The organism is Pantoea sp. NSTU24, assembly GCF_050157905.1.
Lineage (GTDB): Bacteria > Pseudomonadota > Gammaproteobacteria > Enterobacterales > Enterobacteriaceae > Pantoea.
In genome coordinates, this window is sequence record NZ_JBKIWZ010000001.1 from 2,917,186 (window position 1) to 2,940,296 (window position 23,111).

At 56.7% G+C, this 23,111-nt stretch carries 20 protein-coding genes; 15 read left to right on the forward strand and 5 right to left on the reverse strand.

Annotation, left to right across the window (positions count from 1 at the left end):
• Positions 1–19 precede the first annotated feature (19 nt).
• From mrcA to ACLHDD_RS14030, 4 genes are all read left to right on the forward strand, one after another.
• Complete coding sequence (gene mrcA, locus ACLHDD_RS14015) at positions 20–2,569, forward strand: peptidoglycan glycosyltransferase/peptidoglycan DD-transpeptidase MrcA (protein ID WP_427104565.1); 2,550 nt, start codon at positions 20–22, stop codon at positions 2,567–2,569.
• 539 nt (positions 2,570–3,108) lie between these two features.
• Positions 3,109–3,519 carry a GNAT family N-acetyltransferase gene (locus ACLHDD_RS14020; RefSeq protein ID WP_128085761.1) on the forward strand — a complete coding sequence of 137 codons (411 nt, stop codon included), beginning with the start codon at positions 3,109–3,111 and terminating at the stop codon, positions 3,517–3,519.
• Positions 3,520–3,543: 24 nt separating this feature from the next.
• Positions 3,544–4,233, forward strand: coding sequence for a helix-turn-helix transcriptional regulator (locus ACLHDD_RS14025; RefSeq protein WP_427104566.1), 690 nt, complete (start codon positions 3,544–3,546; stop codon positions 4,231–4,233).
• 20 nt (positions 4,234–4,253) lie between these two features.
• Positions 4,254–5,552 carry a cytosine permease gene (locus ACLHDD_RS14030; RefSeq protein WP_427104567.1) on the forward strand — a complete coding sequence of 433 codons (1,299 nt, stop codon included), beginning with the start codon at positions 4,254–4,256 and terminating at the stop codon, positions 5,550–5,552.
• Between the two features lie 40 nt (positions 5,553–5,592).
• Here ACLHDD_RS14030 and nudE read toward each other — a convergent pair whose 3' ends face one another.
• Positions 5,593–6,156 (reverse strand): ADP compounds hydrolase NudE, encoded by a 564-nt coding sequence (gene nudE / locus ACLHDD_RS14035; protein WP_427104568.1) that lies wholly within the window; start codon positions 6,154–6,156, stop codon positions 5,593–5,595.
• A gap of 390 nt (positions 6,157–6,546) precedes the next feature.
• Here nudE and ACLHDD_RS14040 point away from each other — a divergent pair, with 390 nt between their 5' ends.
• The 5 genes from ACLHDD_RS14040 to pckA all read left to right on the forward strand — a co-directional run bounded on the left by ACLHDD_RS14040 (position 6,547) and on the right by pckA (position 12,702).
• Positions 6,547–8,682: an intracellular growth attenuator family protein gene (locus ACLHDD_RS14040; RefSeq protein ID WP_427104569.1), complete on the forward strand. Its 2,136-nt coding sequence runs from the start codon at positions 6,547–6,549 to the stop codon at positions 8,680–8,682.
• 55 nt (positions 8,683–8,737) lie between these two features.
• A complete protein-coding gene (gene yrfG / locus ACLHDD_RS14045; protein ID WP_427104570.1) occupies positions 8,738–9,385 on the forward strand; it encodes a GMP/IMP nucleotidase in 648 nt (215 codons plus the stop codon).
• A gap of 13 nt (positions 9,386–9,398) precedes the next feature.
• A complete protein-coding gene (gene hslR, locus ACLHDD_RS14050; RefSeq protein WP_427104571.1) occupies positions 9,399–9,800 on the forward strand; it encodes a ribosome-associated heat shock protein Hsp15 in 402 nt (133 codons plus the stop codon).
• 50 nt (positions 9,801–9,850) lie between these two features.
• The gene (gene hslO, locus ACLHDD_RS14055; RefSeq protein ID WP_427104572.1) at positions 9,851–10,717 is read left to right on the forward strand and encodes an Hsp33 family molecular chaperone HslO; all 867 of its coding nucleotides are present in this window, start codon (positions 9,851–9,853) and stop codon (positions 10,715–10,717) included.
• Positions 10,718–11,082: 365 nt separating this feature from the next.
• Complete coding sequence (gene pckA, locus ACLHDD_RS14060) at positions 11,083–12,702, forward strand: phosphoenolpyruvate carboxykinase (ATP) (protein ID WP_427104573.1); 1,620 nt, start codon at positions 11,083–11,085, stop codon at positions 12,700–12,702.
• A 39-nt stretch (positions 12,703–12,741) separates the two neighbouring features.
• Here pckA and envZ read toward each other — a convergent pair whose 3' ends face one another.
• Both envZ and ompR read right to left on the reverse strand, forming a co-directional pair.
• Positions 12,742–14,109 (reverse strand): two-component system sensor histidine kinase EnvZ, encoded by a 1,368-nt coding sequence (gene envZ / locus ACLHDD_RS14065; RefSeq protein ID WP_427104574.1) that lies wholly within the window; start codon positions 14,107–14,109, stop codon positions 12,742–12,744.
• On the reverse strand, positions 14,106–14,825 hold the full coding sequence (ompR, locus tag ACLHDD_RS14070; protein WP_313655057.1) for a two-component system response regulator OmpR: 720 nt from the start codon (positions 14,823–14,825) through the stop codon (positions 14,106–14,108). Before ompR ends, envZ begins: the two co-directional genes overlap by 4 nt.
• 538 nt (positions 14,826–15,363) lie before the next feature.
• On the opposite strand from ompR, the gene yjbE reads away from it, so the two are divergent.
• From yjbE to ACLHDD_RS14090, 4 genes are all read left to right on the forward strand, one after another.
• On the forward strand, positions 15,364–15,612 hold the full coding sequence (gene yjbE, locus ACLHDD_RS14075) for an exopolysaccharide production protein YjbE (protein ID WP_313655056.1): 249 nt from the start codon (positions 15,364–15,366) through the stop codon (positions 15,610–15,612).
• A gap of 183 nt (positions 15,613–15,795) precedes the next feature.
• Complete coding sequence (gene greB / locus ACLHDD_RS14080; protein WP_427104575.1) at positions 15,796–16,269, forward strand: transcription elongation factor GreB; 474 nt, start codon at positions 15,796–15,798, stop codon at positions 16,267–16,269.
• A gap of 103 nt (positions 16,270–16,372) precedes the next feature.
• The gene (locus ACLHDD_RS14085; RefSeq protein WP_427104576.1) at positions 16,373–18,700 is read left to right on the forward strand and encodes a Tex family protein; all 2,328 of its coding nucleotides are present in this window, start codon (positions 16,373–16,375) and stop codon (positions 18,698–18,700) included.
• A 127-nt stretch (positions 18,701–18,827) separates the two neighbouring features.
• Complete coding sequence (locus ACLHDD_RS14090) at positions 18,828–20,513, forward strand: alpha-amylase family glycosyl hydrolase (protein ID WP_427104577.1); 1,686 nt, start codon at positions 18,828–18,830, stop codon at positions 20,511–20,513.
• Here ACLHDD_RS14090 and ACLHDD_RS14095 read toward each other — a convergent pair whose 3' ends face one another.
• Both ACLHDD_RS14095 and bioH read right to left on the reverse strand, forming a co-directional pair.
• On the reverse strand, positions 20,514–20,783 hold the full coding sequence (locus ACLHDD_RS14095) for a YdgH/BhsA/McbA-like domain containing protein (RefSeq protein ID WP_427104578.1): 270 nt from the start codon (positions 20,781–20,783) through the stop codon (positions 20,514–20,516).
• A 170-nt stretch (positions 20,784–20,953) separates the two neighbouring features.
• Positions 20,954–21,730 (reverse strand): pimeloyl-ACP methyl ester esterase BioH, encoded by a 777-nt coding sequence (gene bioH, locus ACLHDD_RS14100; protein ID WP_427104579.1) that lies wholly within the window; start codon positions 21,728–21,730, stop codon positions 20,954–20,956.
• A 34-nt stretch (positions 21,731–21,764) separates the two neighbouring features.
• Between bioH and gntX the strand changes: the two genes are divergently transcribed.
• Both gntX and nfuA read left to right on the forward strand, forming a co-directional pair.
• Complete coding sequence (gntX, locus tag ACLHDD_RS14105; protein ID WP_427104580.1) at positions 21,765–22,445, forward strand: DNA utilization protein GntX; 681 nt, start codon at positions 21,765–21,767, stop codon at positions 22,443–22,445.
• A 58-nt stretch (positions 22,446–22,503) separates the two neighbouring features.
• Positions 22,504–23,079, forward strand: coding sequence for a Fe-S biogenesis protein NfuA (nfuA, locus tag ACLHDD_RS14110; RefSeq protein ID WP_427104581.1), 576 nt, complete (start codon positions 22,504–22,506; stop codon positions 23,077–23,079).
• The last annotated feature ends 32 nt before the right edge of the window (positions 23,080–23,111 follow it).

Genomic DNA, 23,111 nt, shown 5'->3' on the forward strand with positions numbered 1-23,111 from the left:
AACAGATGGGAAATTCCAGGTGAAGTTCGTAAAGTATTTATTGATCCTTGCAGTGTGTTGCATCCTGTTGGGAGCTGGCTCGGTTTATGGTTTATACAAATATATCGAGCCGCAGCTGCCTGACGTCAACACGCTGAAAGATGTGCGTCTGCAGACCCCTATGCAGGTTTACAGCGCCGATGGCGATCTGATCGCCCAGTATGGCGAAATGCGCCGTATTCCTCTGACGCTGCAGCAGGTTCCCCCTGTGATGGTAAAAGCGTTTATTGCAACCGAAGACAGCCGCTTTTATGAGCATCATGGCGTGGACCCGGTGGGGATTTTCCGTGCGGCCAGCATTGCGCTGGTTTCCGGCCATGCCTCACAGGGTGCCAGTACCATCACGCAGCAGCTGGCCCGTAACTTCTTCCTGAGCCCGGAACGCACCCTGATGCGTAAGATCAAGGAAGCGTTCCTGGCGATCCGCATTGAGCAGTTACTGAATAAAGATGAGATCCTTGAGCTCTATCTGAACAAGATCTATCTGGGCTACCGCGCCTATGGCATCGGGGCCGCCTCACAGGTCTATTTTGGCAAGCCCGTTGACCAGCTGTCACTCAGTGAGATGGCAATGATTGCCGGTCTGCCGAAAGCCCCATCAACCTTTAACCCGCTTTATTCGCCGAGCCGTGCCCTGTCGCGCCGCAACGTCGTGCTGGCACGTATGCTGGATCAGCATTACATCACCCAGCAGCAGTATGACGAAGCCCGCAACACACCGCTGGTTGCGAAATATCACGGCCCGGAAATCGCCTTCTCCGCGCCCTATCTCAGTGAGATGGTGCGCCAGGAGATGGTGAAGCGATACGGTGACAACGCCTACACCGACGGTTACAAGGTTTACACTACCGTGACCCGTCGTCTGCAGGAAGCAGCCCAGACATCGGTACGCAATAACGTCATGGCTTATGATATGCGCCATGGTTATCGCGGTCCGACCCGTGTGCTGTGGAAAGTGGGTGAACCGGCCTGGGATCAGACAAAGATTGAGAACACGCTGAAGACGCTGCCGGTTTACGGCCCACTTCATCCGGCCGTGGTGACGGAAGCGCGCAGCGATGAAGCAACAGTGATGCTGAAAGATGGCAGCAACGTGTCACTGGCATTAGCCGGTGTACGCTGGGCGCGTCCTTATAAGTCCGATACCCTGCAGGGCCCGACGCCAAAAAGCGTGACGCAGGTGCTGCAGGCCGGGCAGCAGATCTGGGTGCGCAAAGTGGGTGATGACTGGTGGCTGGGCCAGGTGCCGGATGTCAACTCGGCGCTGGTTTCACTGGATCCCAATGATGGTGCGGTGCGCGCGCTGGTAGGGGGTTTTGCCTTCAACCAGAGCATGTTCAACCGTGCAACTCAGGCGCTGCGTCAGGTCGGTTCTAACATTAAGCCTTTCCTCTATACCGCTGCAATGGACCGCGGGCTGACGCTCGCTTCGATTCTCAACGATGTACCGATTTCCCGCTGGGATGCGGGTGCCGGTGCCGACTGGCGTCCTAAAAACTCACCGCCAACCTATGACGGACCGATCCGTCTGCGTCAGGGGCTGGGTCAGTCGAAAAACGTGGTGATGGTGCGTGCGATGCGTGCGATGGGTGTGGATTACGCCGCAGAGTATCTGCAGCGCTTTGGTTTCCCGGCGCAGAACATCATTCACACCGAGTCGCTGGCGCTGGGTGCCGCCTCGTTCACGCCGTTACAGGTGGTGCGCGGCTACGCCGTAATGGCGAACGGTGGCTTCCTGGTCGATCCTTACTTCATTACCCGGATTGAGAACGAACAGGGCGGCATCGTCTTCGAAGAGAAACCGAAGATCGCCTGTCCGCAGTGCAATCTGCCGGTAATCTACGGTGAAACGAAGAAAGCGCTGGCGCTGAACGAAGAGAGCGTTGAGAACGTGGCCGCATCAGACAGCAATCAGAACCAGGCGGTGCCACAGCCTGCTCTGGAGCAGGTTCCGGCCCAGGCCCAGCAGGGCGGCCAGGCGTATGCGCCTCACGTCATCAACACCCCACTCAGCTTCCTCATCAGGAGCGCCCTGAACAGCAACATCTTCGGCGAACCGGGCTGGATGGGTACGGGCTGGCGCGCCGGCCGTGACCTCAAGCGCAATGACATTGGCGGTAAAACCGGTACGACTAACAGCTCGAAAGATGCCTGGTTCTCGGGTTACGGCCCGGGCGTGGTGACTTCGGTCTGGATCGGTTTTGACGATGCGCGCCGCGATTTAGGCCGCAGTACGCTCTCCGGGGCCATTCCTGACCAGATTTCGGGCTACGAAGGCGGCGCGAAGAGTGCGCAACCGGCATGGGATGATTTCATGAAGAGCGCGCTGGAAGGCGTGCCGGTGCAGCCGTTAACTCCGCCGGAAGGCGTGGTAACGGTCACTATCGACCGCAGTACCGGCAAGCTGGCCAGCGGTGGCGGTAATACCCGTCAGGAATATTTCATCAATGGTACCCAGCCGACTGAATATTCGGTTCATGATGTGGGCACCACCATTATGGATAACGGCGAAAGTCACGAGCTGTTCTGATGTAACCGCTGAAGCGTAAAATAACCCAAGCCGATTGCTCTGACGATCGGCTTTTTTTATGCACTGACTTCATGGCGCTGGGTCTGAAAAAAGGCTAAGCCGCGTGCGCTCTGCCCCTCTCCTGCCGGGAGCCGGGACTATCAGAAAAGTGATGGCATGCTTATGGCGGTGACAGGATTGGAAGGGAAGCTGCAGGCGGAAAGAATAAAGGCTGAGGTTCAGCAACAGCGCGCATAAAAAAATGCCGTCCACCTGAGTGAACGGTATTTTTTCAGCCTTACATCATAAGGCAACAGGCGTCCTGCTTATTTGTGGTGACCACTTTGAAAGTCAGGCGCATCTTATTATATTGCTGAAAATCGCATTTCCCTGGTGCCAGCTGATAAAAAAGATTGCATGGCAGCGCAATACGTCGGGCCAGCATAATAGTTACCGCTTCGGATAACAGGGGGGAGATTGGCTCTTGCGCCCTGCTTTTTATCGTGATAAGAATCCTGCCAGGCTGCTCTTATTTAATTATTTGCGGAAACTATTTATATATGGAAATTAAAATTGGCGATGTGCCTGACCAGAAGAGTGAAGAATATATTATTCAGCAGCTCTGGCAGCATAATAGCGGTTTTGCTGACATCAACATGAAAACACTGAATGTTATCCTGTATGACGATGAAAAAAATATTCAGGGTGGCCTGTTAGCGCATACCTGGTGCGGTACGCTGGATATCCACTACTTCTGGATAGCTGAAGCGCAGCGCATGCATGGCACAGGACGTCAGATGATGCAGGCAGCAGAAGAGGAGGCGCGAAACCGGCACTGTCACATGGCCGTGGTAGACACACTGAGCTTTCAGGCTCGCGGTTTCTACGAGAAATTAGGTTATCGCGTCTATGGTGAGCAGGAAGGCTATGCAGAGCGCTATGCGCGCTACTATCTGGCAAAAAGATTATAATCTGAAGAATTTCAGCGAGGTGCCATGGATAGCCCCTACCGTAGTATTGATGAGTTTATCGCCCCCTTTGCCACAACAATGGATCTGTTACCGACCCCGTGGGGTTTCAAGGATGCGACTTCACAGCATCTTTATATGAATGATGCGGCCAGGATGTACACGGCGACACCTAAAAACTATTGCTTAGAGGGAAAGAAGGACAATGAGTTTCCTACGCCCTGGAGCGACTGTGCCGATCAATTCTGCGAGCACGATCAGCAGGCAGAAGCGGCAAAAGGCAGTGTTGCCGTGATTGAAACGCATTACTGGTACGGAAATAACTATCTCTCCCCTTTTATCAGCGAAAAATACCCGGTGTTTGACCACAATAAGCAACTGCTGGGCTGTATCTGGAATGCGCGCCCGGTCGATAATCTTTCCGCGATGCGCTTTATCGATCAAAAAAAGTCGTCCGTTCTGACCACGCGGCTGGCGCATCCTCTGTTTACCTCCGCCGAACTGGATGTCATCTTCCTGCTGCTGCGGCGGTTTAATGCTAAAGAGATCGCGCGTATCTATAACCTCAGCGTAAAGACCATCAGCAACCGCATCACGACGCTTTATCAGAAAGCCGGGGTGCATTCGCTTCAGCAATTTGAGAGCTACTGCTATGCAGAATCGCTGGAAAGTTATCTGCCAGAACGCTTTCTCAGCGCTGGCGTTATTTTTATTTAAGTCGGTAAGGAAACCCTGCAGTGAGTAAATTTGATGATTATCCCCTGAGCCGCGTGCCTGAAAATAAACGCCTTTCGCTGCTCAGCGTCGCGATTGTGCACATGGGTATGTTGACGGCGCTGGACCAGTTTATGCTCGGGGCGGTGCTGGGCAACGGAATGTCCACAGGTGAAGCCTTTACCGCAATTACCCTGGCCAGTCTGCTGTTCGGTGTGCTCACCTTCGCGCTCGGCTATGCCGGTATGCGCGAGGGCCTGCCTGGCAGTCTGCTGGCGCGCTGGTGTGGCTTTGGCCGTCACGGTTCGGTGCTGATTGGTCTGCTGGTGGCGATTAGCCTGCTGGGCTGGTTCGGCATTCAGAATGCGGTCTTCGCCCGGTCGCTGAGCTATGCGCTGGACGGTAAACTCAGCTTTGCCGAGGCGGCGGCGCTGTCGGGCGGTGTCCTGACCCTGCTGGTGACCTTTGGCTTCCGGGCGCTGCGGTTTACTGCCCGCATTGCCGTACCACTCTTTATTGCGCTTGTGGGCTGGATTTTCTGGCACGCTTTTCACGGTCAGGCTGGCCCTGTTGCCCAGCCAGCGGTCGCGGCTGACCCCATAACCGTGAGCGCTGCGATCACCATGGTGATTGGCGGCGCGATCCTGGCCAGCCTGATGACTCCCGACCTGACCCGTTTCTCACGCAATGGCAGGGATGTGTTCGCCATTACGCTGCTAACTATTCTGGCGGGTGAATATGGGATCAATGGCCTGGCGATTCTGGTCGCCAGGGAGCTGCAGACCGCAGACATTATTGCCATCATTACGCAGACCACCAGCACCCTGGGGTTGTTTGCGGTGGTCTTTTCTACCCTGCGCGTCAACGATCTGAATCTCTACTCCTCCACGCTGGGCATCACCAATGCGATCGAGGGCGTGACCGGCTACAAGCCGCGCTATCAGGTCATTACGCTGCTGCTGGGGATGCTTGGAACGCTCTGTTCGATTCTGGGGATCCTCGACCGGTTCGTCGATTTCCTGGAGCTGCTGGGCGTGGTCTTCCCGCCGGTACTGGGGGTGATGATTATCGATTATTACGTGCTGAAAACCAGCCGCCAGACGCTTGCGCTGGGCCGCACAGAGAATGCCCTGCCGCCCGTTTCGGTGGCGATCGGCTGGCCGGCGCTAATCGCCAGCCTCGCAGGAGCAGCCACCGGCCTGTTTATCGAGCGCGGTGTACCGGTCTTCAACTCATTAATTGTCGCCTGCCTGATTTATCTGGTCGCGGCGCCCCTGTTCAGGCAGCTATCGACGCGACAGTCACGCACACTGACAGATTGATTCGCCTGTCCGCTGCTGATTGCGCTATTCGCTGGCGCAATCAGTAACGCAACCGTCCCTGTCTGACCAGCCATTCACGGGCCATAAACAGCGCACTGACGTTGCGTGCTTCGCGGAAATCGGGCTCTGCCAGCAGTGACAGCATGTCGTTCAGCGGCCAGCGGTGAACAATCAATGGCTCAGGCTCATCCCCTTCCAGCCTTTCGGCATAAAGTCCTTCCGCCACCACGATGTTCATTTTACTGGAGAAATAGGAGGGGGCCAGCGTGAGTTTGCCCAGCGTCGTCAACGCATGCGCGCCAAAACCGACCTCTTCCTTCAGTTCACGAACCGCGGCCTCATTAACGGTTTCCCCGGCGTCGATCAGCCCTTTCGGAAAGCCAAGCTCATACGTTTCCAGGCCGACAGCATATTCCTGAATCAGAATCAGATGATCATCAATAATCGGCACAATCATCACGGCTTCCCGTTCTGAGGGCTTCATGCGCTCGTAAACGCGACGCGCGCCATTACTGAAAGCCAGATCGACCGATTCAATAGTGAATAACCGCGAACGCGCCACAGCGGTGATATTGAGGATGTCAGGTTTTTTTGGAATTTTCATATCAGCCTCAAATTATTCTGCGCCTCCTGGCGGGAGCAAATTAGCATACCTAACCACAGGCAATTGTGCGACAGTCAGACAAGGGCGTTATCGTTGCATAGATTCTGACGATTGAATAACAGCCTTTAGTTATCAGTTAAGACTAAATTTGCATTAGTCAATATGCTGCGATAAGTTTCAGATAATGCCGATATTTAATCCAGTCTGAGCCGGTTACCATTCGGACAAGGCATGGTTTAACAAATGCTAATCAGCTCTATACTGGCACTATTTATCAGGTGCCTGACACCCTGGGGTTATATAATCTTCCGCTGTGCCGCGTTAAGCGTGTGCATAACCGGGAGCGTAAGTTAAAAGTGAAGGCAGCATTTTGGCTGAATTGAGCAGAGCATGAGCACAATCTTTATGATCCTGGCCATAGTGCTGACCTGTTCAATCCTGGCAGGTATTGGGTTCTGGTACGCTATGCGGCATCGGCCGCCGTTGGCGAAACCATTGCCATTTATCAGTCCGCCCTGCCGTAAACTCTCTGCTCAGGAACGCGAAGCCGTCGACAAATATGTTGCCGCGCTGGAAAAGCAGCCCCGTACGACGGTGACGACCGATAAACGCAGGACATCTGACCGCCTGACGCTGACGGCGCAGAGCAACAATGTCTATCCGGTTACCCGGGCAATTACCCGCTACGGCCTGTCAACAGACGATCCGCACAAATGGCGTTACTACCTGGATGAAGTCGAAGTTCATCTGCCGCCACTGTGGGAGCAGTACATCACTGACGAAAACTACGTCGAATTAATCCGTACCCAATCTATTCCGCTGGTCATCTCGCTGAATGGCCACTCGCTGGCTGATTATGCCGTGGACCAGCAATCGCTGCCCACACTGATGCGTCCGATGTCGACCAACGCCTCTATCCGTAAGGCGGAAACGGAAAATATCGAGCTGCTGAAAGTGCGAAAAGAGACGCCGGAAGAGTATCGTCTGTCGCGGCCTGACGGCGTCCGGGAAGCGGTGATAATTTCTCTGGCTTTTTTACTGTTCTTCTTCAGCCTGCTGGTACCCGCGACCCTGATGATCTGGCTGCTGCTGATCGGTGCCCTGATGATTGCGGCCAGCCTGTGGCTGCTCTATCGCATCCCCGGTGAGCGCGGCTTGCGTGATATCCACTGCCTGCGTGGCGCGCCGAAACGCTGGGGCCTGTTCAGCGAGTCGAACCAGGAGCAGAGTAACATTACGCTGGGGATTATCGACCTCGCCTATCCGCCGCACTGGCAGCCTTACGTCGCACATGATCTGGGGCAGATTACCGATGTGGAAATCTATCTCAATCGTCAGGTGGTGCGTCAGGGGCGCTTCCTGTCACTGCAGGATGAAGTGAAAAACTTCCCGATTCAGCGCTGGCGGAAAAACGTGGTGCTGGCCTGTGGTTCGCTGATGGTACTGACTCTGCTGGTCACCTGGATCCCACTCGGCATGCCAGTGAAGCTCAGTCTGGCCTGGGCCAGGGGCACCGACAGTCTGGAAGTCAGCAGCGTCGATAAACTCAGCGGCGTAGCGCTGAACATCGGCGACAGCCTGACAGTCAGTGGCACTGGTATGTGTTCGGTGCCGGAAAATTATCAGAGCAACCGCAGTTACGCTTATATGCCGTTTGACTGCTCGGCGGTTTACTGGAACAACGCCACCCCGCTGCCACAGCCGCAGTCGGACATTATTGATAAAGCTTCGGCGCTGCTGGATACCACCACCAGGCAGCTGCATCCGGAAACCAATACCGATCCCAAACTGAACCCACAGCTGGCCTCAGCGATTCAGAAGTCCGGAATGATCCTGCTGGATGATTTCTCCGATCTGGTGATTAAGACGCAGGATCTCTGTAATCAGCCGCAGGATTGTATGCGCCTGAAGAATGCGCTGGTGAATCTGGGCAACGCCAAAGACTGGGAAGCGCTGATGCGCCGGGCGGACTCTGGCCAGCTTAACGGCATGAATGTGCTGCTGCGGCCGGTCAGCGCTGAAGCCCTGGAAAATCTGGTTAATACCGCCACCTCGACCTTCTTTTTCCGCGAAACCCGTCGGGCGGCAGAAAATCTTAACAGCCCGCCGCCGGGCGGCTTTCTCATTGTCAGCGACGAGGGCCGTCAGCTGGTGAACCAGCCCCAGCCGACCGTATCGCTGTTCGACCTCGATCCGCCTTCTCAGTGGCGCGAGCTGCAACGTCTCTCCGCCATGCTGCTGCACACGCCTTTCAGCGCCAGCGGCATTATCACCAGCCTCTCGACCGATGCCAATGGCACGCGTCATATCGCGCTGCACAACGAGCCGGATGCGATGGCGCAGTGGCGCTACCTGGGCACCGTATTGCTGCTGCTGGTGCTGCTGATCTGCGGCGTGTCCAACGGGATGCTGGCGCTGCGCCGTATGCACCTCAACCGTCAGCGCATGATCGATATCCAGCACTATTACGACAAATGCTTTAACCACAACCTCGGAACTTTGCAGGGCGTGCGCTCGATATTCTGAGCCCTGCCCTTCTGTGCTACCCTGTCGCCCGGTTTTTTCAGGGTGAGATCCCGCGATGCTTAACTGGTCTGAGATTGATACCGTGCTGCTCGACATGGACGGCACGCTGCTGGATCTGGCGTTTGACCGCCACTTCTGGCTGGAGCATGTGCCCGAACAGCTCCGCCTGCAACGCGGCATCGCTCGGGCAGAAGCTGAAGCCATCGTCGCGGAAAAGTATCAGGCCGTCGCCCATACGCTAAACTGGTATTGTCTCGATTACTGGGCAGAAGCACTGGCGCTGGACATCCGTGCCATGACCTGGGCAATGCGCAGCCGGATCGCGCTGCGTGACGATACGCTGCCTTTTTTAAAGGCACTACGTCGTATGGGAAAGCGCACCATCCTGCTGACCAACGCGCATCCTTACAATCTTGACGTCAAACTGGCGCAGACAGGTTTAGCGCCGCACCTTGATTTATTACTTTCCACCCATACCTTTGGGTATTCGAAAGAAGACCAGCGCTTATGGCAGGCGGTACAGCAGCACACCGGTTTTTCTGCGCCGCGCACGCTGTTTATCGATGACAGCGAGATCATTCTGGATGCTGCGACGTTATGGGGCATCGGCGGGTGCTTAGGCGTAAAAAATCCCGATTCGGGCCGTCCTGAGCAAATCTTTCAGCGTCACCGCGCTATCAGCGATTACCGGACGCTGATCTGAGTCAGGAGCAGCAATGAAAGAGAAAAGCAGCGAAGAGGTCCGCCTCGACAAGTGGCTGTGGGCCGCGCGTTTCTACAAAACCCGGGCGATTGCGCGGGAAATGGTTGAAGGCGGCAAAGTGCATTACAACGGTCAGCGCAGCAAACCCAGCAAAGTGGTGGAGCTGAACGCGGAGCTGACGCTGCGTCAGGGAAACGATGAACGCACGGTGATCGTGGCAGGAGTCAGTAATCAGCGCCGTCCTGCCAGCGAAGCCCAGCAGCTCTATCGGGAAACCGATGCCAGCGTTGAAAAACGCGAGAAAGTGGCGCAGGCGCGCAAGCTCAATGCGCTGACTATGCCCCATCCCGATCGGCGACCGGATAAAAAAGAGCGTCGCGATTTGATGAAGTTTAAATTATCGGGTGATGAATAATGTCGTCTTGGCAGGCGCGCCATCATCCCGTTCCAGTGAGAGAAAAAAATATGTCAGTCCAGGATCAACTGCACCGTTATCTGTTTGAAAATGCCGCTGTGCGCGGCGAGCTGGTGAACGTCTCTGACACCTGGCGTGAAACCGTGAAGAATCATGACTACCCGGCGCCGGTTAAAACCCTGCTGGGTGAGATGCTGGTGGCCACCAGCCTGCTGACCGCTACGCTGAAGTTTGATGGCGAAATCACCGTGCAGCTGCAGGGCGATGGTCCGTTGTCACTGGCGGTGATTAATGGCAACAATAATCAGGAGCTGCGCGGCGTAGCGCGTCTGAAAGGCGAGATTCCGGCTGACAGCACCCTGAAAAGTATGGTCGGTAACGGCTATCTGGTGATCACCATCACTCCGGAAAAAGGTGAGCGTTATCAGGGCGTGGTCGGTCTGGAGGGGGATACCCTGGCGGCGTGCCTGGAAGATTACTTCATGCGCTCTGAGCAGCTGCCAACACGTCTGTTTATCCGCACCAGCGACAAAGGCGCGGCCGGGATTCTGCTGCAGGTGCTGCCCGCGCAGGAGACGGAAAAAGAGGCGTTCGAACATCTGGCTACGCTGACCGAAACCATCAAAACGGAAGAGCTGATCGACCTGCCCGCCAATGAAACGCTGTGGCGCCTCTATCATCAGGAAGAGGTTACGCTCTACGATCCGCAGCCGGTGGTTTACAAATGCACCTGTTCGCGCGAACGCTGTGGTGAAGTGCTGACCACGCTGCCGCAGGAAGAGGTGGATGAGATTATTGCGGAAGATGGCAAAATTGAAATGCACTGTGATTACTGCGGTTCAGACTACGTGTTTGATGCGGTCGATATCGCCGCTATCCGCAACCATTCGCATGAGAACAGCGAGCGACTTCACTAATCCTCCGGGCGGCTCTGGCCGCCCCTTTTCGCCCGTCCCGCTATCCCCATAATTTTTCAGACAAATTATCTTTTTTTACTTTCATAACATCTTTTAAACGTTCGAAACGTGGCCTTAACGCGCCCTGAGTCGCATTTTTAGATCACTGCCCTTTTTCCCTAAACGCAGAAGAGTAAACTGCGCGCGATCGTGCAAACGCCCGGAAGCCCGGGGCCGATGCCTGAACAGCCCGGCTCGCGTTGCAGCGTCGCGCAACGATGCGTCGGGGCTTATCCGTCATCGGTCGTATCCGATGCAACAGCTGGCAGCACGATCCCAACCTATCTCTGCTGTGCAGAACAGACACCGATTTAAGGAGCAGTAAAATGCGCGTTAACGGCCTGACCTCGCAAGACCTTGCCGCTTTGGGCATCGTGGATACCACGGAAGTGGTTTACAACCCTGATTACGACACGTTATTTCAGGAAGAGACGCGCCCGGACCTCGAAGGTTTTGCTCGTGGCACCCTGACGCAGAGCGGTGCGATTGCCGTAGACACCGGAATTTTCACCGGGCGATCGCCAAAGGATAAGTATATCGTGCGTGATGACACCACGCGCGATACCCTGTGGTGGAACGATCAGGGCACCGGCAAAAACGACAACCAGCCGCTGTCGCAGGAGACCTGGAACACGCTGAAAAGCTGCGTCACCCGCCAGCTCTCCGGCAAACGCCTGTTTGTCGTGGATGCTTTCTGTGGCGCCAATGCTGACTCGCGCCTGAGCGTGCGTTTTATCACTGAAGTGGCCTGGCAGGCGCACTTTGTGAAAAACATGTTCATCCAGCCGGATGACGCCGAGCTGGCCGACTTCACGCCCGATTTTGTGGTGATGAACGGCGCCAAATGCACCAATCCGGACTGGCAGGCGCAGGGGCTGCACTCTGAAAACTTCGTCGCCTTTAATCTCACCGAACGCATGCAGCTGATTGGCGGCACGTGGTATGGCGGCGAGATGAAGAAAGGTCTGTTCGCGATCATGAACTACCTGCTGCCGCTGAAGGGCATCGCGTCGATGCACTGTTCAGCCAACGTTGGCAAAGCGGGCGACGTGGCGGTCTTCTTTGGCCTCTCCGGAACCGGCAAAACCACGCTCTCCACCGACCCCGATCGTCAGCTGATTGGCGATGATGAGCACGGCTGGGACGATGATGGCGTGTTTAACTTCGAAGGCGGCTGCTACGCGAAAACCATCAACCTCTCTGAGCAGGCTGAACCGGAGATCTACCGCGCCATTCGCCGCAATGCGCTGCTGGAAAACGTCGTGGTGCGCGAAGATGGCAGCATCGATTACGCAGACGGCAGCAAGACGGAAAACACCCGTGTTTCCTACCCGATTAATCACATCGACAACATCGTGCAGCCGGTTTCCAAAGCCGGTCACGCGCAGAAGGTTATTTTTCTGACCGCCGATGCGTTTGGCGTCCTGCCGCCGGTTTCCCGTCTGACGCCGGAGCAGACGCAGTATCATTTCCTGTCGGGCTTCACCGCTAAACTGGCCGGTACGGAACGTGGCGTCACGGCGCCGACCCCAACCTTCTCCGCCTGTTTCGGCGCGGCTTTCCTGACGCTGCATCCGACGCAGTATGCGGAAGTGCTGGTGAAACGGATGGAGGCGTCCGGTGCGCAGGCTTATCTGGTCAATACCGGCTGGAACGGCAGCGGCAAACGCATCTCCCTGAAGAACACCCGCGCCATTATCAATGCAATCCTGGCGGGTGAACTGGATGATGTGCCAACGGAAACGCTGCCGATTTTCAACCTGCAGATGCCAGTATCACTGGGTGAACTGGACAGTGAGACGCTCGATCCGCGTCGTAGCTGGGAAAGTGAAGAGAAGTGGACCGCCGCCGCCGACGATCTGGCGCAGCGTTTTATTGATAACTTCGCGAAGTACACCGATAACGCCGCAGGTGCTGCGCTGGTGAAAGCTGGCCCGCAACGCTAAAAGAGACGGCGCGGCAGTGTCCCTGCCGCGCCGTTTTTATCAGCCCGATACGCTGTTGCTGCCGTTGTTATGACTCAGCGCCAGACCCTCTGCCAGTGGCAACCAGGCACGAATACGTAATCCCCCGCGTTCGCTCTCGCCAATCTCCAGCGATCCCTGATGCGCATCGATAATACGCTGCACAATGGCCAGGCCCAGACCTGTACCGCTGGTGCTGCGGGCGCTGTCACCCCGCACAAACGGCTGGAAAAGATGCGCCAGCTGATCCGGCTTGATGCCCGGGCCGTCATCCTCCACCTGGAACCAGGCACGATGCAGCTCCCGTCCACTACTGACCTTGATCCAGCCATTGCCGTACCGCGCGGCGTTGACCACCAGATTAGCCAGCGCCCGTTTAATCGAAAGCGGATTGATATCGAGCATCAGCTCTTCCGGCATCACCGCATTTTCGATCTCACGCTCGTAGCCACTTTCCGCGGCGACCACTTCGCCCAGCACGCTGTTGAGGTCGGCGCGCTCCGTCTGCATCTCCTGACCGGTGCGCAGGTAGTCGATGAACTGCTCGATGATGGCGTTGCACTCTTCGATATCTTTGTTAATCGATTCGGCCAGATAGCCATCCTGCTCACCCATCATCTCGGTCGCCAGGCGAATACGGGTCAGCGGCGTGCGCAGGTCATGACTGACGCCCGCCATTAACAGCGTGCGATCGTCGGCCAGCTGTTTTACTCCGGCCGCCATCTGATTAAAGGCGCGGGTTACCGACCGCACCTCGGACGCGCCATATTCGCGCAGCGGCGGCGGTATAATCCCGCGCCCGACCTGCAGGGCTGCGTGCTCCAGATCCACCAGAGGTCGGTTCTGTATGCGGATAAAGAGCCAGGCCCCGCCAATCGCCAGCAGCATAATCGCCAGGGTGTAACGGAACAGCGGTGAAAAATCGCCCTGATGAATCTCTGTCAGCGGCACCCGCACCCAGATATCGGGCGACAGCCAGGTTTTCAGCCAGACGACAGGCGAGTTCTTGTTGACCTCCACCCGCACATCGGTCGGCCCGCCCAGCTGCTGCCCCATCTGTTCGCTCAGAAATTCGTAATGCTGCGCCCAACGCAAGCCGTTCTCTTCTGCTGCCGCATTGGTAAACAGCGAAATCCCCAGTTCACGGTAGATCTCCCGGCGAAAAGCCGGAGGGACTTCCAGCTGCGTGCCATCTTCCAGCTGCAGCCTGTCGGTCATCAGCATACGAACCTCGTATGCAAGTACCTTGTTGAACTGCTGCAGGCTGGGAAGGATGGCAAAGTTCAGCACTACCAGATAGGTCGTGACCAGGCTGACGAACAGCAGAGTCACGATCAGTAGCAGCGTGCGGGCGAATGAACTGCGTGGCGAGAAGCGCAGCCGCTTCATGCTTTGCTGCCGTCCGGCACAAAGACGTAGCCCAGGCCCCAGACGGTCTGGATATAACGTGGATGCGCAGGATCTTCTTCCACCATGCGACGCAGACGGGAAATCTGCACGTCAATCGAACGCTCCATCGCGCTGTATTCACGGCCACGCGCCAGGTTCATCAGCTTATCGCGCGAGAGCGGCTCACGTGGATGGCTTACCAGCGCCTTGAGTACCGCGAACTCACCGCTTGTCAGCGGCATCGGCTCCTCTTCACGGAACATTTCGCGGGTGCCAAGGTTCAGTTTGAACTTACCAAAGGCGATGATCGCCTCTTCCTGTGACGGCGCGCCCGGCAGTTCATTAGCCTGACGACGCAGCACGGCACGGATACGCGCCAGCAATTCACGCGGGTTAAACGGTTTAGGAATGTAGTCATCCGCACCGATTTCCAGCCCGACGATGCGGTCCACCTCTTCGCCTTTGGCGGTCACCATGATGATCGGCATCGGGTTGCTCTGACTGCGCAGACGACGGCAGATAGAGAGGCCATCTTCGCCTGGCAACATCAGGTCGAGCACCATCAGATGGAAAGATTCACGGGTTAACAGACGATCCATCTGTTCGGCATTAGCGACGCTGCGCACCTGAAAGCCCTGCTCGGTGAGATAGCGTTCCAGCAGTGCACGCAGACGCATATCATCATCGACGACCAGAATTTTGTAGTTCTCTTGCATTTTCAACTCCCAAAGGCGCTATTGCCTGAGCCAACATTGTTAAAAAAAGATGCCTTATAGTGACAGTCATTAATGGTTTATATTCTAGCCAAAATTGTTACAAAGCATATTAAACAGGAGCTTATATTTATTCTGTACCCGTTTCAGGGCGTTCATCGCACTTTTTTACGTCCTTTCGCAACGGTTACGGCAAATCTGAAAAAAAGGCTGAATTTCTCTCAATGGCTGGCGTCAGAAGCGTACCAGCATTTTTACAGTGAATAAATTCAGCGCGTTAGCAGATAATTTGACTTATAACCAGGCTATCACGACGACGACCTTCCAGATAATCCACCTCATCCGCACGCTGGCAGCATAATACTCTAGCTAAACCCCTTAATGCCCCATGCTTCTCTCGGATTAATTTGAGCCGGGCTGCCAGCAAGGCCAGACGATATTAAAGTCCATTAAATCAATCAGTAAAGCCAACTTTTCGCCCCCTGAATTTTGAACCAGACTGCTCAGGCACCATTCGATGTCTCAACGGGGATTACACACAATGAAAAAAACAATTTTACTGCTCAGCGCGCTGGCTTTCAGCACCATCAGCCCGGTCCATGCCGCAACAGCGACCGGTGAAGCGGCTGGCGCCGCAGCAACCACCACCGCTAAAGGTAACTCCGACGCCATCGGCGTGGGCGCTGTCGCTGCTCTGCTGGGCGTTGCGCTGGCCACCATGGGCGGCGGCGGTGGTGACGGTCACGGTACCGGCACCTCAACCACCACGGCGACCCACGCCGGAAAATAAGTTCGCGACCTGTCAGTCCGGCTTCAGAACACGATTTTTATTTTGATAGCATGCTTCAACCCTTTCGCCGCCGGGGAAGTCAACGTGGGTTTTTAGCCTTTAAAAACCCTTTCCCCGACTCTTTTTTGCCGCCACCTGTTTGCCTTACACTGAGCCTCTTTCGATCTCTCTGGCCGGTATAGCATGAAAACCCGACTGATTACCCGCGAAGGCTTCGACAAACTAAAAGCGGAACTCGACTATCTGTGGCGTGAAGAGCGTCCGGAAGTCACCAAAAAAGTCACCTGGGCTGCAAGCCTGGGCGACCGCAGCGAAAATGCGGACTACCAGTACAATAAAAAACGGCTGCGCGAAATCGACCGGCGCGTCCGCTATCTGACGAAAAGTCTTGAGCAGCTGCGTATCGTTGACTACTCACCGCAGCAGGATGGCAAGGTCTTCTTTGGTGCCTGGGTGGAAATTGAAAACGATGAGGGCGACCTCAAACGCTTCCGCATCGTGGGCTACGATGAGATTTTTGGCCGCAAGGATTACATCTCCATCGACTCACCGATGGCGCGGGCGCTGCTGAAAAAAGAGGTCGGCGATGCCGCGACGGTAGAGACACCTGTGGGCCCGGCACGCTGGTATGTCAACGCGATTGACTACCCGCAATAACGATTCAGATTATCGCTGAAAGCCGCCCGCGTCTCTGGCATTTTTAACCGTCAATCCGTATAACTGTCGGCTATTTCTCAACCCGGAAAGCAAGACAGTCCTGATGATGAAAGTTCTGAGCCAGATAATTGCCAGCGAGCTTCAGGCGCGTCCCGATCAAGTTGACGCTGCCGTTCGCCTGCTGGATGAAGGGAACACCGTGCCGTTTATCGCACGCTATCGTAAAGAGGTGACGGGCGGACTGGATGATACCCAGCTTCGCCAGCTTGAAACCCGCCTCAGCTATCTGCGTGAACTCGAAGAGCGGCGTCAGTCAATTCTGAAGTCGATCGGCGATCAGGGCAAACTGACTGACGACCTCGCCCGCGCCATCAACACCACCCTCAGCAAAACCGAGCTGGAAGACCTTTACCTGCCCTATAAACAGAAACGCCGCACGCGTGGACAGATCGCAATTGAGGCCGGTCTGGAGCCGCTGGCAGAGACGCTCTGGCAGGATCCGTCCCATCTTCCTGAGCAGATCGCGGAGCAGTATGTCGATGCCGACAAGGGCGTCGCTGACGTGCGCGCCGCGCTGGATGGGGCCCGCTACATCCTGATGGAGCGTTTCGCTGAAGATGCCGCGCTGCTGGCGAAAGTGCGTAACTACCTGTGGAAAAATGCCCACCTGGTGTCGCGCGTGGTTGAGGGCCAGCAGGAAGCAGGCGCGAAGTTCCGCGACTACTTCGATCACCACGAAGCCCTGAGTACCGTGCCGTCGCACCGGGCGCTGGCGATGTTGCGTGGCCGCAACGAAGGCGTGCTGCAACTGTCGCTAAATGCCGATCCGCAGTTTGATGAAGCGCCGCGCGAAAGCTACGGCGAAACCCTGATTGCCGAACACCTGAACCTGCGCCTGAACAACGCACCGGCCGACAGCTGGCGCAAGGCGGTGGTGAGCTGGACGTGGCGCATCAAGGTGATGCTGCATCTCGAAACCGAGCTGATGGGCACGGTGCGCGAACGCGCAGAAGATGAAGCAATCAACGTCTTTGCCCGCAACCTGCATGACCTGCTGATGGCGGCCCCAGCCGGAATGCGCGCCACCATGGGACTGGACCCCGGCCTGCGCACCGGCGTGAAAGTGGCGGTGGTGGATGCGACCGGCAAGCTGGTCGCGACCGATACCGTCTATCCGCACACCGGCCAGGCTGCCAAAGCCGCTGCCGCAGTTGCCGCGCTCTGCATGAAGCATCAGGTTGAGCTGGTGGCAATCGGCAACGGTACCGCATCACGCGAAACCGAACGCTTCTTCCTGGAGCTGCAGCAGCAGTTCCCGCAGGTTACCGCGCAGAAGGTGATTGTCAGCGAAGCCGGTGCCTCGGTCTACTCCGCCTCGGAGCTGGCGGCGCTGGAGTTCCCGGATCTTGATGTGTCGCTGCGCGGCGCGGTGTCGATTGCCCGACGCCTGCAGGACCCGCTGGCCGAGCTGGTCAAAATCGATCCGAAATCGATCGGTGTCGGCCAGTATCAGCATGACGTCAGCCAGAGCCAGCTGGCGAAGAAACTCGATGCGGTGGTGGAAGACTGCGTGAACGCCGTCGGCGTCGATCTCAACACCGCCTCGGTGCCGTTGCTGACCCGCGTGGCAGGCCTGACGCGCATGATGGCGCAGAATATTGTCAGCTGGCGTGATGAGAATGGCCGCTTCCAGAACCGTCAGCAGTTACTGAAAGTGAGCCGTCTGGGGCCCAAAGCCTTTGAGCAGTGTGCGGGCTTCCTGCGCATCAATCATGGCGATAACCCGCTGGATGCCTCAACCGTTCACCCGGAAGCTTATCCGGTAGTGGAGCGCATTCTGGCCGCGACCGAGCAGGCGCTGAGTGACCTGATGGGCAACGCGGGCAGCCTGCGCAACCTCAGCCCCCGCGACTTCATTGATGAACGCTTTGGTCTGCCGACCGTGACCGACATCATGAAAGAGCTGGAGAAACCGGGCCGCGATCCGCGTCCTGAGTTTAAAACCGCGCAGTTCGCAGAGGGGGTGGAAACGCTGAACGACCTGACCCCGGGCCTGATCCTCGAAGGTGCCGTCACTAACGTCACCAACTTTGGCGCCTTTGTGGATATCGGCGTGCATCAGGATGGTCTCGTCCATATCTCCTCGCTCTCTGACCGCTTCGTTGAAGATCCCCATCAGGTGGTGAAGGCGGGCGATATCGTCAAAGTGAAAGTGATGGAGGTCGATCTCCAGCGCAAACGTATTGCTCTGACCATGCGTCTTGATGAACAGCCGGGTGAAGGCAATGCACGCGGCGGTGCACGAAGCGCCGCGCCGCGTGACGAGAAACGTCAGGCCAGTCCGAAAGGCCGTCCGCGTCCGGCCGCCGCCACCGCCGGTAACAGTGCGATGGGCGATGCACTGGCCGCCGCGTTCGGTAAAAAACGCTAAGCTTTTCAGGGGCCATCTTCTGGCCCCTTTTTCACACCGCGCCGTCCGGTTGAAAATCCCTGCCATAACGCTACGCTAAAAAGACGCCTGTCATAAAAACAACACCTGCTGCGGCACCCAATTCACGATGGAAAAAATCACCGATCTTATCGATAAGATTTATGCTGGCAGGTTTCCGGAGGCGACCCTGGCGCGCCTGCTGGCTGACATCGCCGCCGCCCGTGACACGATTAAACTGCCACGCAAGGCGCACTGGGATGAACAGGATGTGGTGCTGATTACCTACGCCGATCAGTTCCGCGAGGCCGGTAAACCGACGCTCAGCACCTTTTCCCGCTTCTATCAGCAGCATCTGCAAGCCATTTTTCCGCTGGTTCACCTGCTGCCCTTTTATCCCTGGTCCTCCGATGATGGCTTTTCGGTCATGGATTACCATCAGGTCAATCCGCAGTATGGTGACTGGCAGGACATCGCACGCCTGCATCAGGAAACACGACTGATGTTTGACTTCGTCTGCAACCACATGTCGGCCGGCAGCGCCTGGTTCCGCCACTTTCTGGCGCAGGACCCCGGCTGGGATGACTTTTTTATCAGCATGCCGCCCGCGACCGATCTCAGTGCGGTAACGCGTCCGCGCACATCGCCGCTGCTGACCCCGTTTACCCTGGCAGATGGCGAAACCCGCTTTATCTGGACCACTTTCAGCGCCGACCAGATCGACCTCAACTTCGCCAGCCCTGAAGTGCTGCGGCGCATGGTGAACGTCCTGCTCGACTACCTGATTCGCGGCGCCGACTATGTGCGGCTGGATGCCGTCGGCTATATGTGGAAAACCCCCGGTACACGCTGCATTCATCTGGAAAAAACCCATCAGCTGGTGAAGCTGTTTCGTGCGATTGCCGATCAGGTTGCGCCGGGCACGGTGATCATCACTGAAACCAACGTGCCGCATCAGGATAACATCAGCTACCTGGGCAACGGGCACGATGAAGCGCAGATGGTTTATCAGTTTTCGCTGCCGCCGCTGGTGCTGCATGCCATCCACACCGGTTCAGCGCGCGCGCTGCGGCAGTGGGCCAGCACGCTGGATCTCAGCAACCGCGACACCACCTTCTTTAACTTTCTGGCGTCACATGATGGGATTGGCCTGAATCCGGCGCGCGGCATCCTCTCTGAAGTCGAAATCGTGGCGCTGGTGCGCGATCTGGCGCTGGAAGGCGCGCTGGTCTCCTACAAAAACAATCCTGACGGCACCACCAGCCCCTATGAAATCAACGTCACCTTTCTGGATGCGTTAAATCGTGAAAGCGACGATGACGCCACCCGGCTGAAACGCTTTCTGCTGGCACATGCGATTCTGCTGGTCTTTCCCGGCGTGCCTGCTATTTATGTCCAGAGTATTCTGGGTGGCCGTAATGATTATGCTGGCGTACGGGCCGCCGGGCATAACCGGGCGATCAATCGTCAGAAGTATGACCTGAAACAGATTGAAGCGGCGCTGGCGGGTGATGAGTGGCTGCGTCAGCAAATCTACATCCAGCTTGGCCAGCTGATTCAGCTACGCCGCCGTCAGCCTGCCTTTCATCCGGATAATGCGATGACGCTCTATAAAAGCGAAAACGCCGTGCTGGTGCTGCGCCGTCATCAGCCGGACAGCGGCGAGGGGTTACTCTGTGTGTTTAATCTCAGTGGACGAACAGTGGAGACGCAGTTACCGGTGGCGCATACCCTGCAGGATGTGGTGAGCGGAGAGAGAGTGGATGGCACCCAGCCGGTTAAGCTGAATGCCTGGCAGTTCTTATGGCTGCGATAATTACTTGTAGACTTCAGCCGTGGCGCTGAATTTTCCATGTTCGCGACCGGCGATCACACGGTAATATTTACCGCCTTTTTCGTCAGCGAGCTTCGACAACACTCTTTTAGCATCCATTGGCGACGTGGTTTCCGCGGTGGTGTTCACGGTGCCAATTTTATGCAGTTTCATTGTCTTAACTTCTTCTTTAGTGACTTCTTTTGCTGCCATCGCAGAAAATGAAATCGCGCCCATCATCATTGAAGCCACAACCCATTTTAAAACTGTCATTATGTTTACCCTCATTCATGATCCATTGTGAGATGTAAGCAGCCGCTAAATGCGTAAGGCAGTATGGAACGGCATAGTCATTTCCGTGACTAATCACATAAAATTGCAGCGGCCTTGCTCACCAGAAGAAGTATTGCCGCTGCCAGCGATTTTGCCAATATAAAGCCAGATTATCCTTCCAGCCCGCTGATAAAGTTAAGAACATGCTGACAAAAGGTATCAGGATGAGAAATAAAAGGCGCATGTGCTGCCTTTTCAATCATTACGGAAGGCGAAGCCGGTAACCGCTCATCCAGTTCTGCAGCGATCCGACGCGGCACCAGGCCGTCCAGCGCGCCATAGATCCGCAGAAACGGCCGCGTGATCTGCGGCAGCGCGTCGCGGAGATCGACCTCGCGCAGAATCTCCAACCCGGCATCCAGCACCGCCACCTCCGGCATCGGCTGCGACAGCACCACCTCTTTCAGCTGCCGCGCATCGGCGCGCGCCGTTTCGGTTCCCAGCGTCTGCAGGGCCAGGAAACGCTCCACCGTGCGCTGAAAATCGTTGCTGAGCATCTGCTGAAAGTTCTGCAGCGTCTCCGGTTTTATGCCGGGCCACGTCTCTGTAGCGGTGAAACAGGGCGAGGAGGCGACCGTGATCAGGGCCGCCAGCCGGTCGGGCGCCGTCAGCGCCAGCTCCGTTGCCACCAGCCCGCCCAGCGACCAGCCCATTACGATCGCCTGCGGCGGCAACGCAGGCAGCAGCAGCGCGGCCATCTGTTTCAGCGTGCGCGCGCCACTATCCTGACTGCGGCCATAGCCCGGCAGATCGACCAGATGCAGGCGACAGTGCGGGCTGAGTCGCGGAATAAGGGTTTGCCAGACTTCGGCATTCAGTCCCCATCCGTGCAGCAGCACAAGATCGCGTTTTCCTTCCCCGCAGGTGTGCCAGTAAAGCGACGTCATCAGTTACTATCCCGAAATTGATAAGGAGGTCGCTATGCTAGCAATCCCCGCCCTGTGTTGGCTATGCCGGATGCCGCTGCGGATCGCCCGACATGGCCTCTGCAGCCTCTGCCTGCGCGGCTTACCCCCGCTTCCGCTGCTCTGTCCACGCTGTGGATTACCGGCAGGTTCCGCCACGGTTATCTGCGGTCGCTGCCAGCAAAAGCCGCCCGCCTGGCAGGCGCTGATCTGTGTGAATGACTACCGTCCGCCATTCAGTCAGTGGGTTAATCAGCTGAAGTTTTCGCACACAACCGCACTCAGGGTGATGCTGGCCCGGCTGCTTTTGTTAAGCTGGCAGACTGTTTACCGGCGCGGCGGCGTGCCGCGTCCCGATCTGCTGCTGCCGGTGCCGCTGCATCATCGGCGACGCTGGCAGCGCGGCTATAATCAAACGGGTTTGCTGGCCGCCCCGCTGGCACACTGGCTGGGATGCGAATGGCGCGAAGGCGTTTCCCGGCCGCACCGGGGCGCGCTGCAGCATCAGCTCAGCGCCCGCCAGCGCCGTACTAACTTACGCGGCGCCTTTCGCCTTGATATCGCGGTTCAGGGCCGCCACATCGCCCTGCTGGATGACGTGGTTACCACCGGCAGTACCGCAGATGAAATCAGCCGTCTGTTACTGGCGCAGGGCGCGGCCAGCGTGCAGGTCTGGTGCCTGTGCCGTACCTTGTAGAGCGTCTTTGATGGGCGTATTATAACCAACTAAATTAGTCAACTATTGAGCAATCGACATGATCCGAATTACTGACTCTGCCCAGGAACATTTTTCTAAACTGCTATCCAAACAAGAAGATGGCACCCAGATTCGCGTATTCGTGATTAACCCGGGTACGCCAACGGCTGAATGTGGCGTCTCTTACTGTCCGCCCGATGCCGTTGAAGCCACCGACACCGAGCTGAAGTTTGAAAAGCTTTCAGCGTACGTGGATGAACTGAGCAAACCCTATCTGGAAGATGCTGAGATCGACTTCGTGACCGACAACCTCGGTTCGCAGCTGACGCTGAAAGCGCCGAACGCCAAAATGCGTAAAGTTTCGGACGATGCGCCGATGGCAGAACGCGTGGAGTATCTGCTGCAGGCGCAGATCAACCCACAGCTGGCCAGTCATGGCGGCCGCGTGTCGCTGATGGAGATCACGGACGACGGTTACGCCATCCTGCAGTTTGGCGGTGGTTGCAACGGTTGCTCAATGATCGACGTGACGCTGAAAGATGGTATCGAGAAAGAGCTGCTGGCCGCTTTCCCGGATCTGAAAGGCGTGCGTGACATCACCGAGCATCAGCGCGGCGAACACTCCTTCTACTAGTGAATAAAGCGCGGCAGCCTGACTGCCGCGCT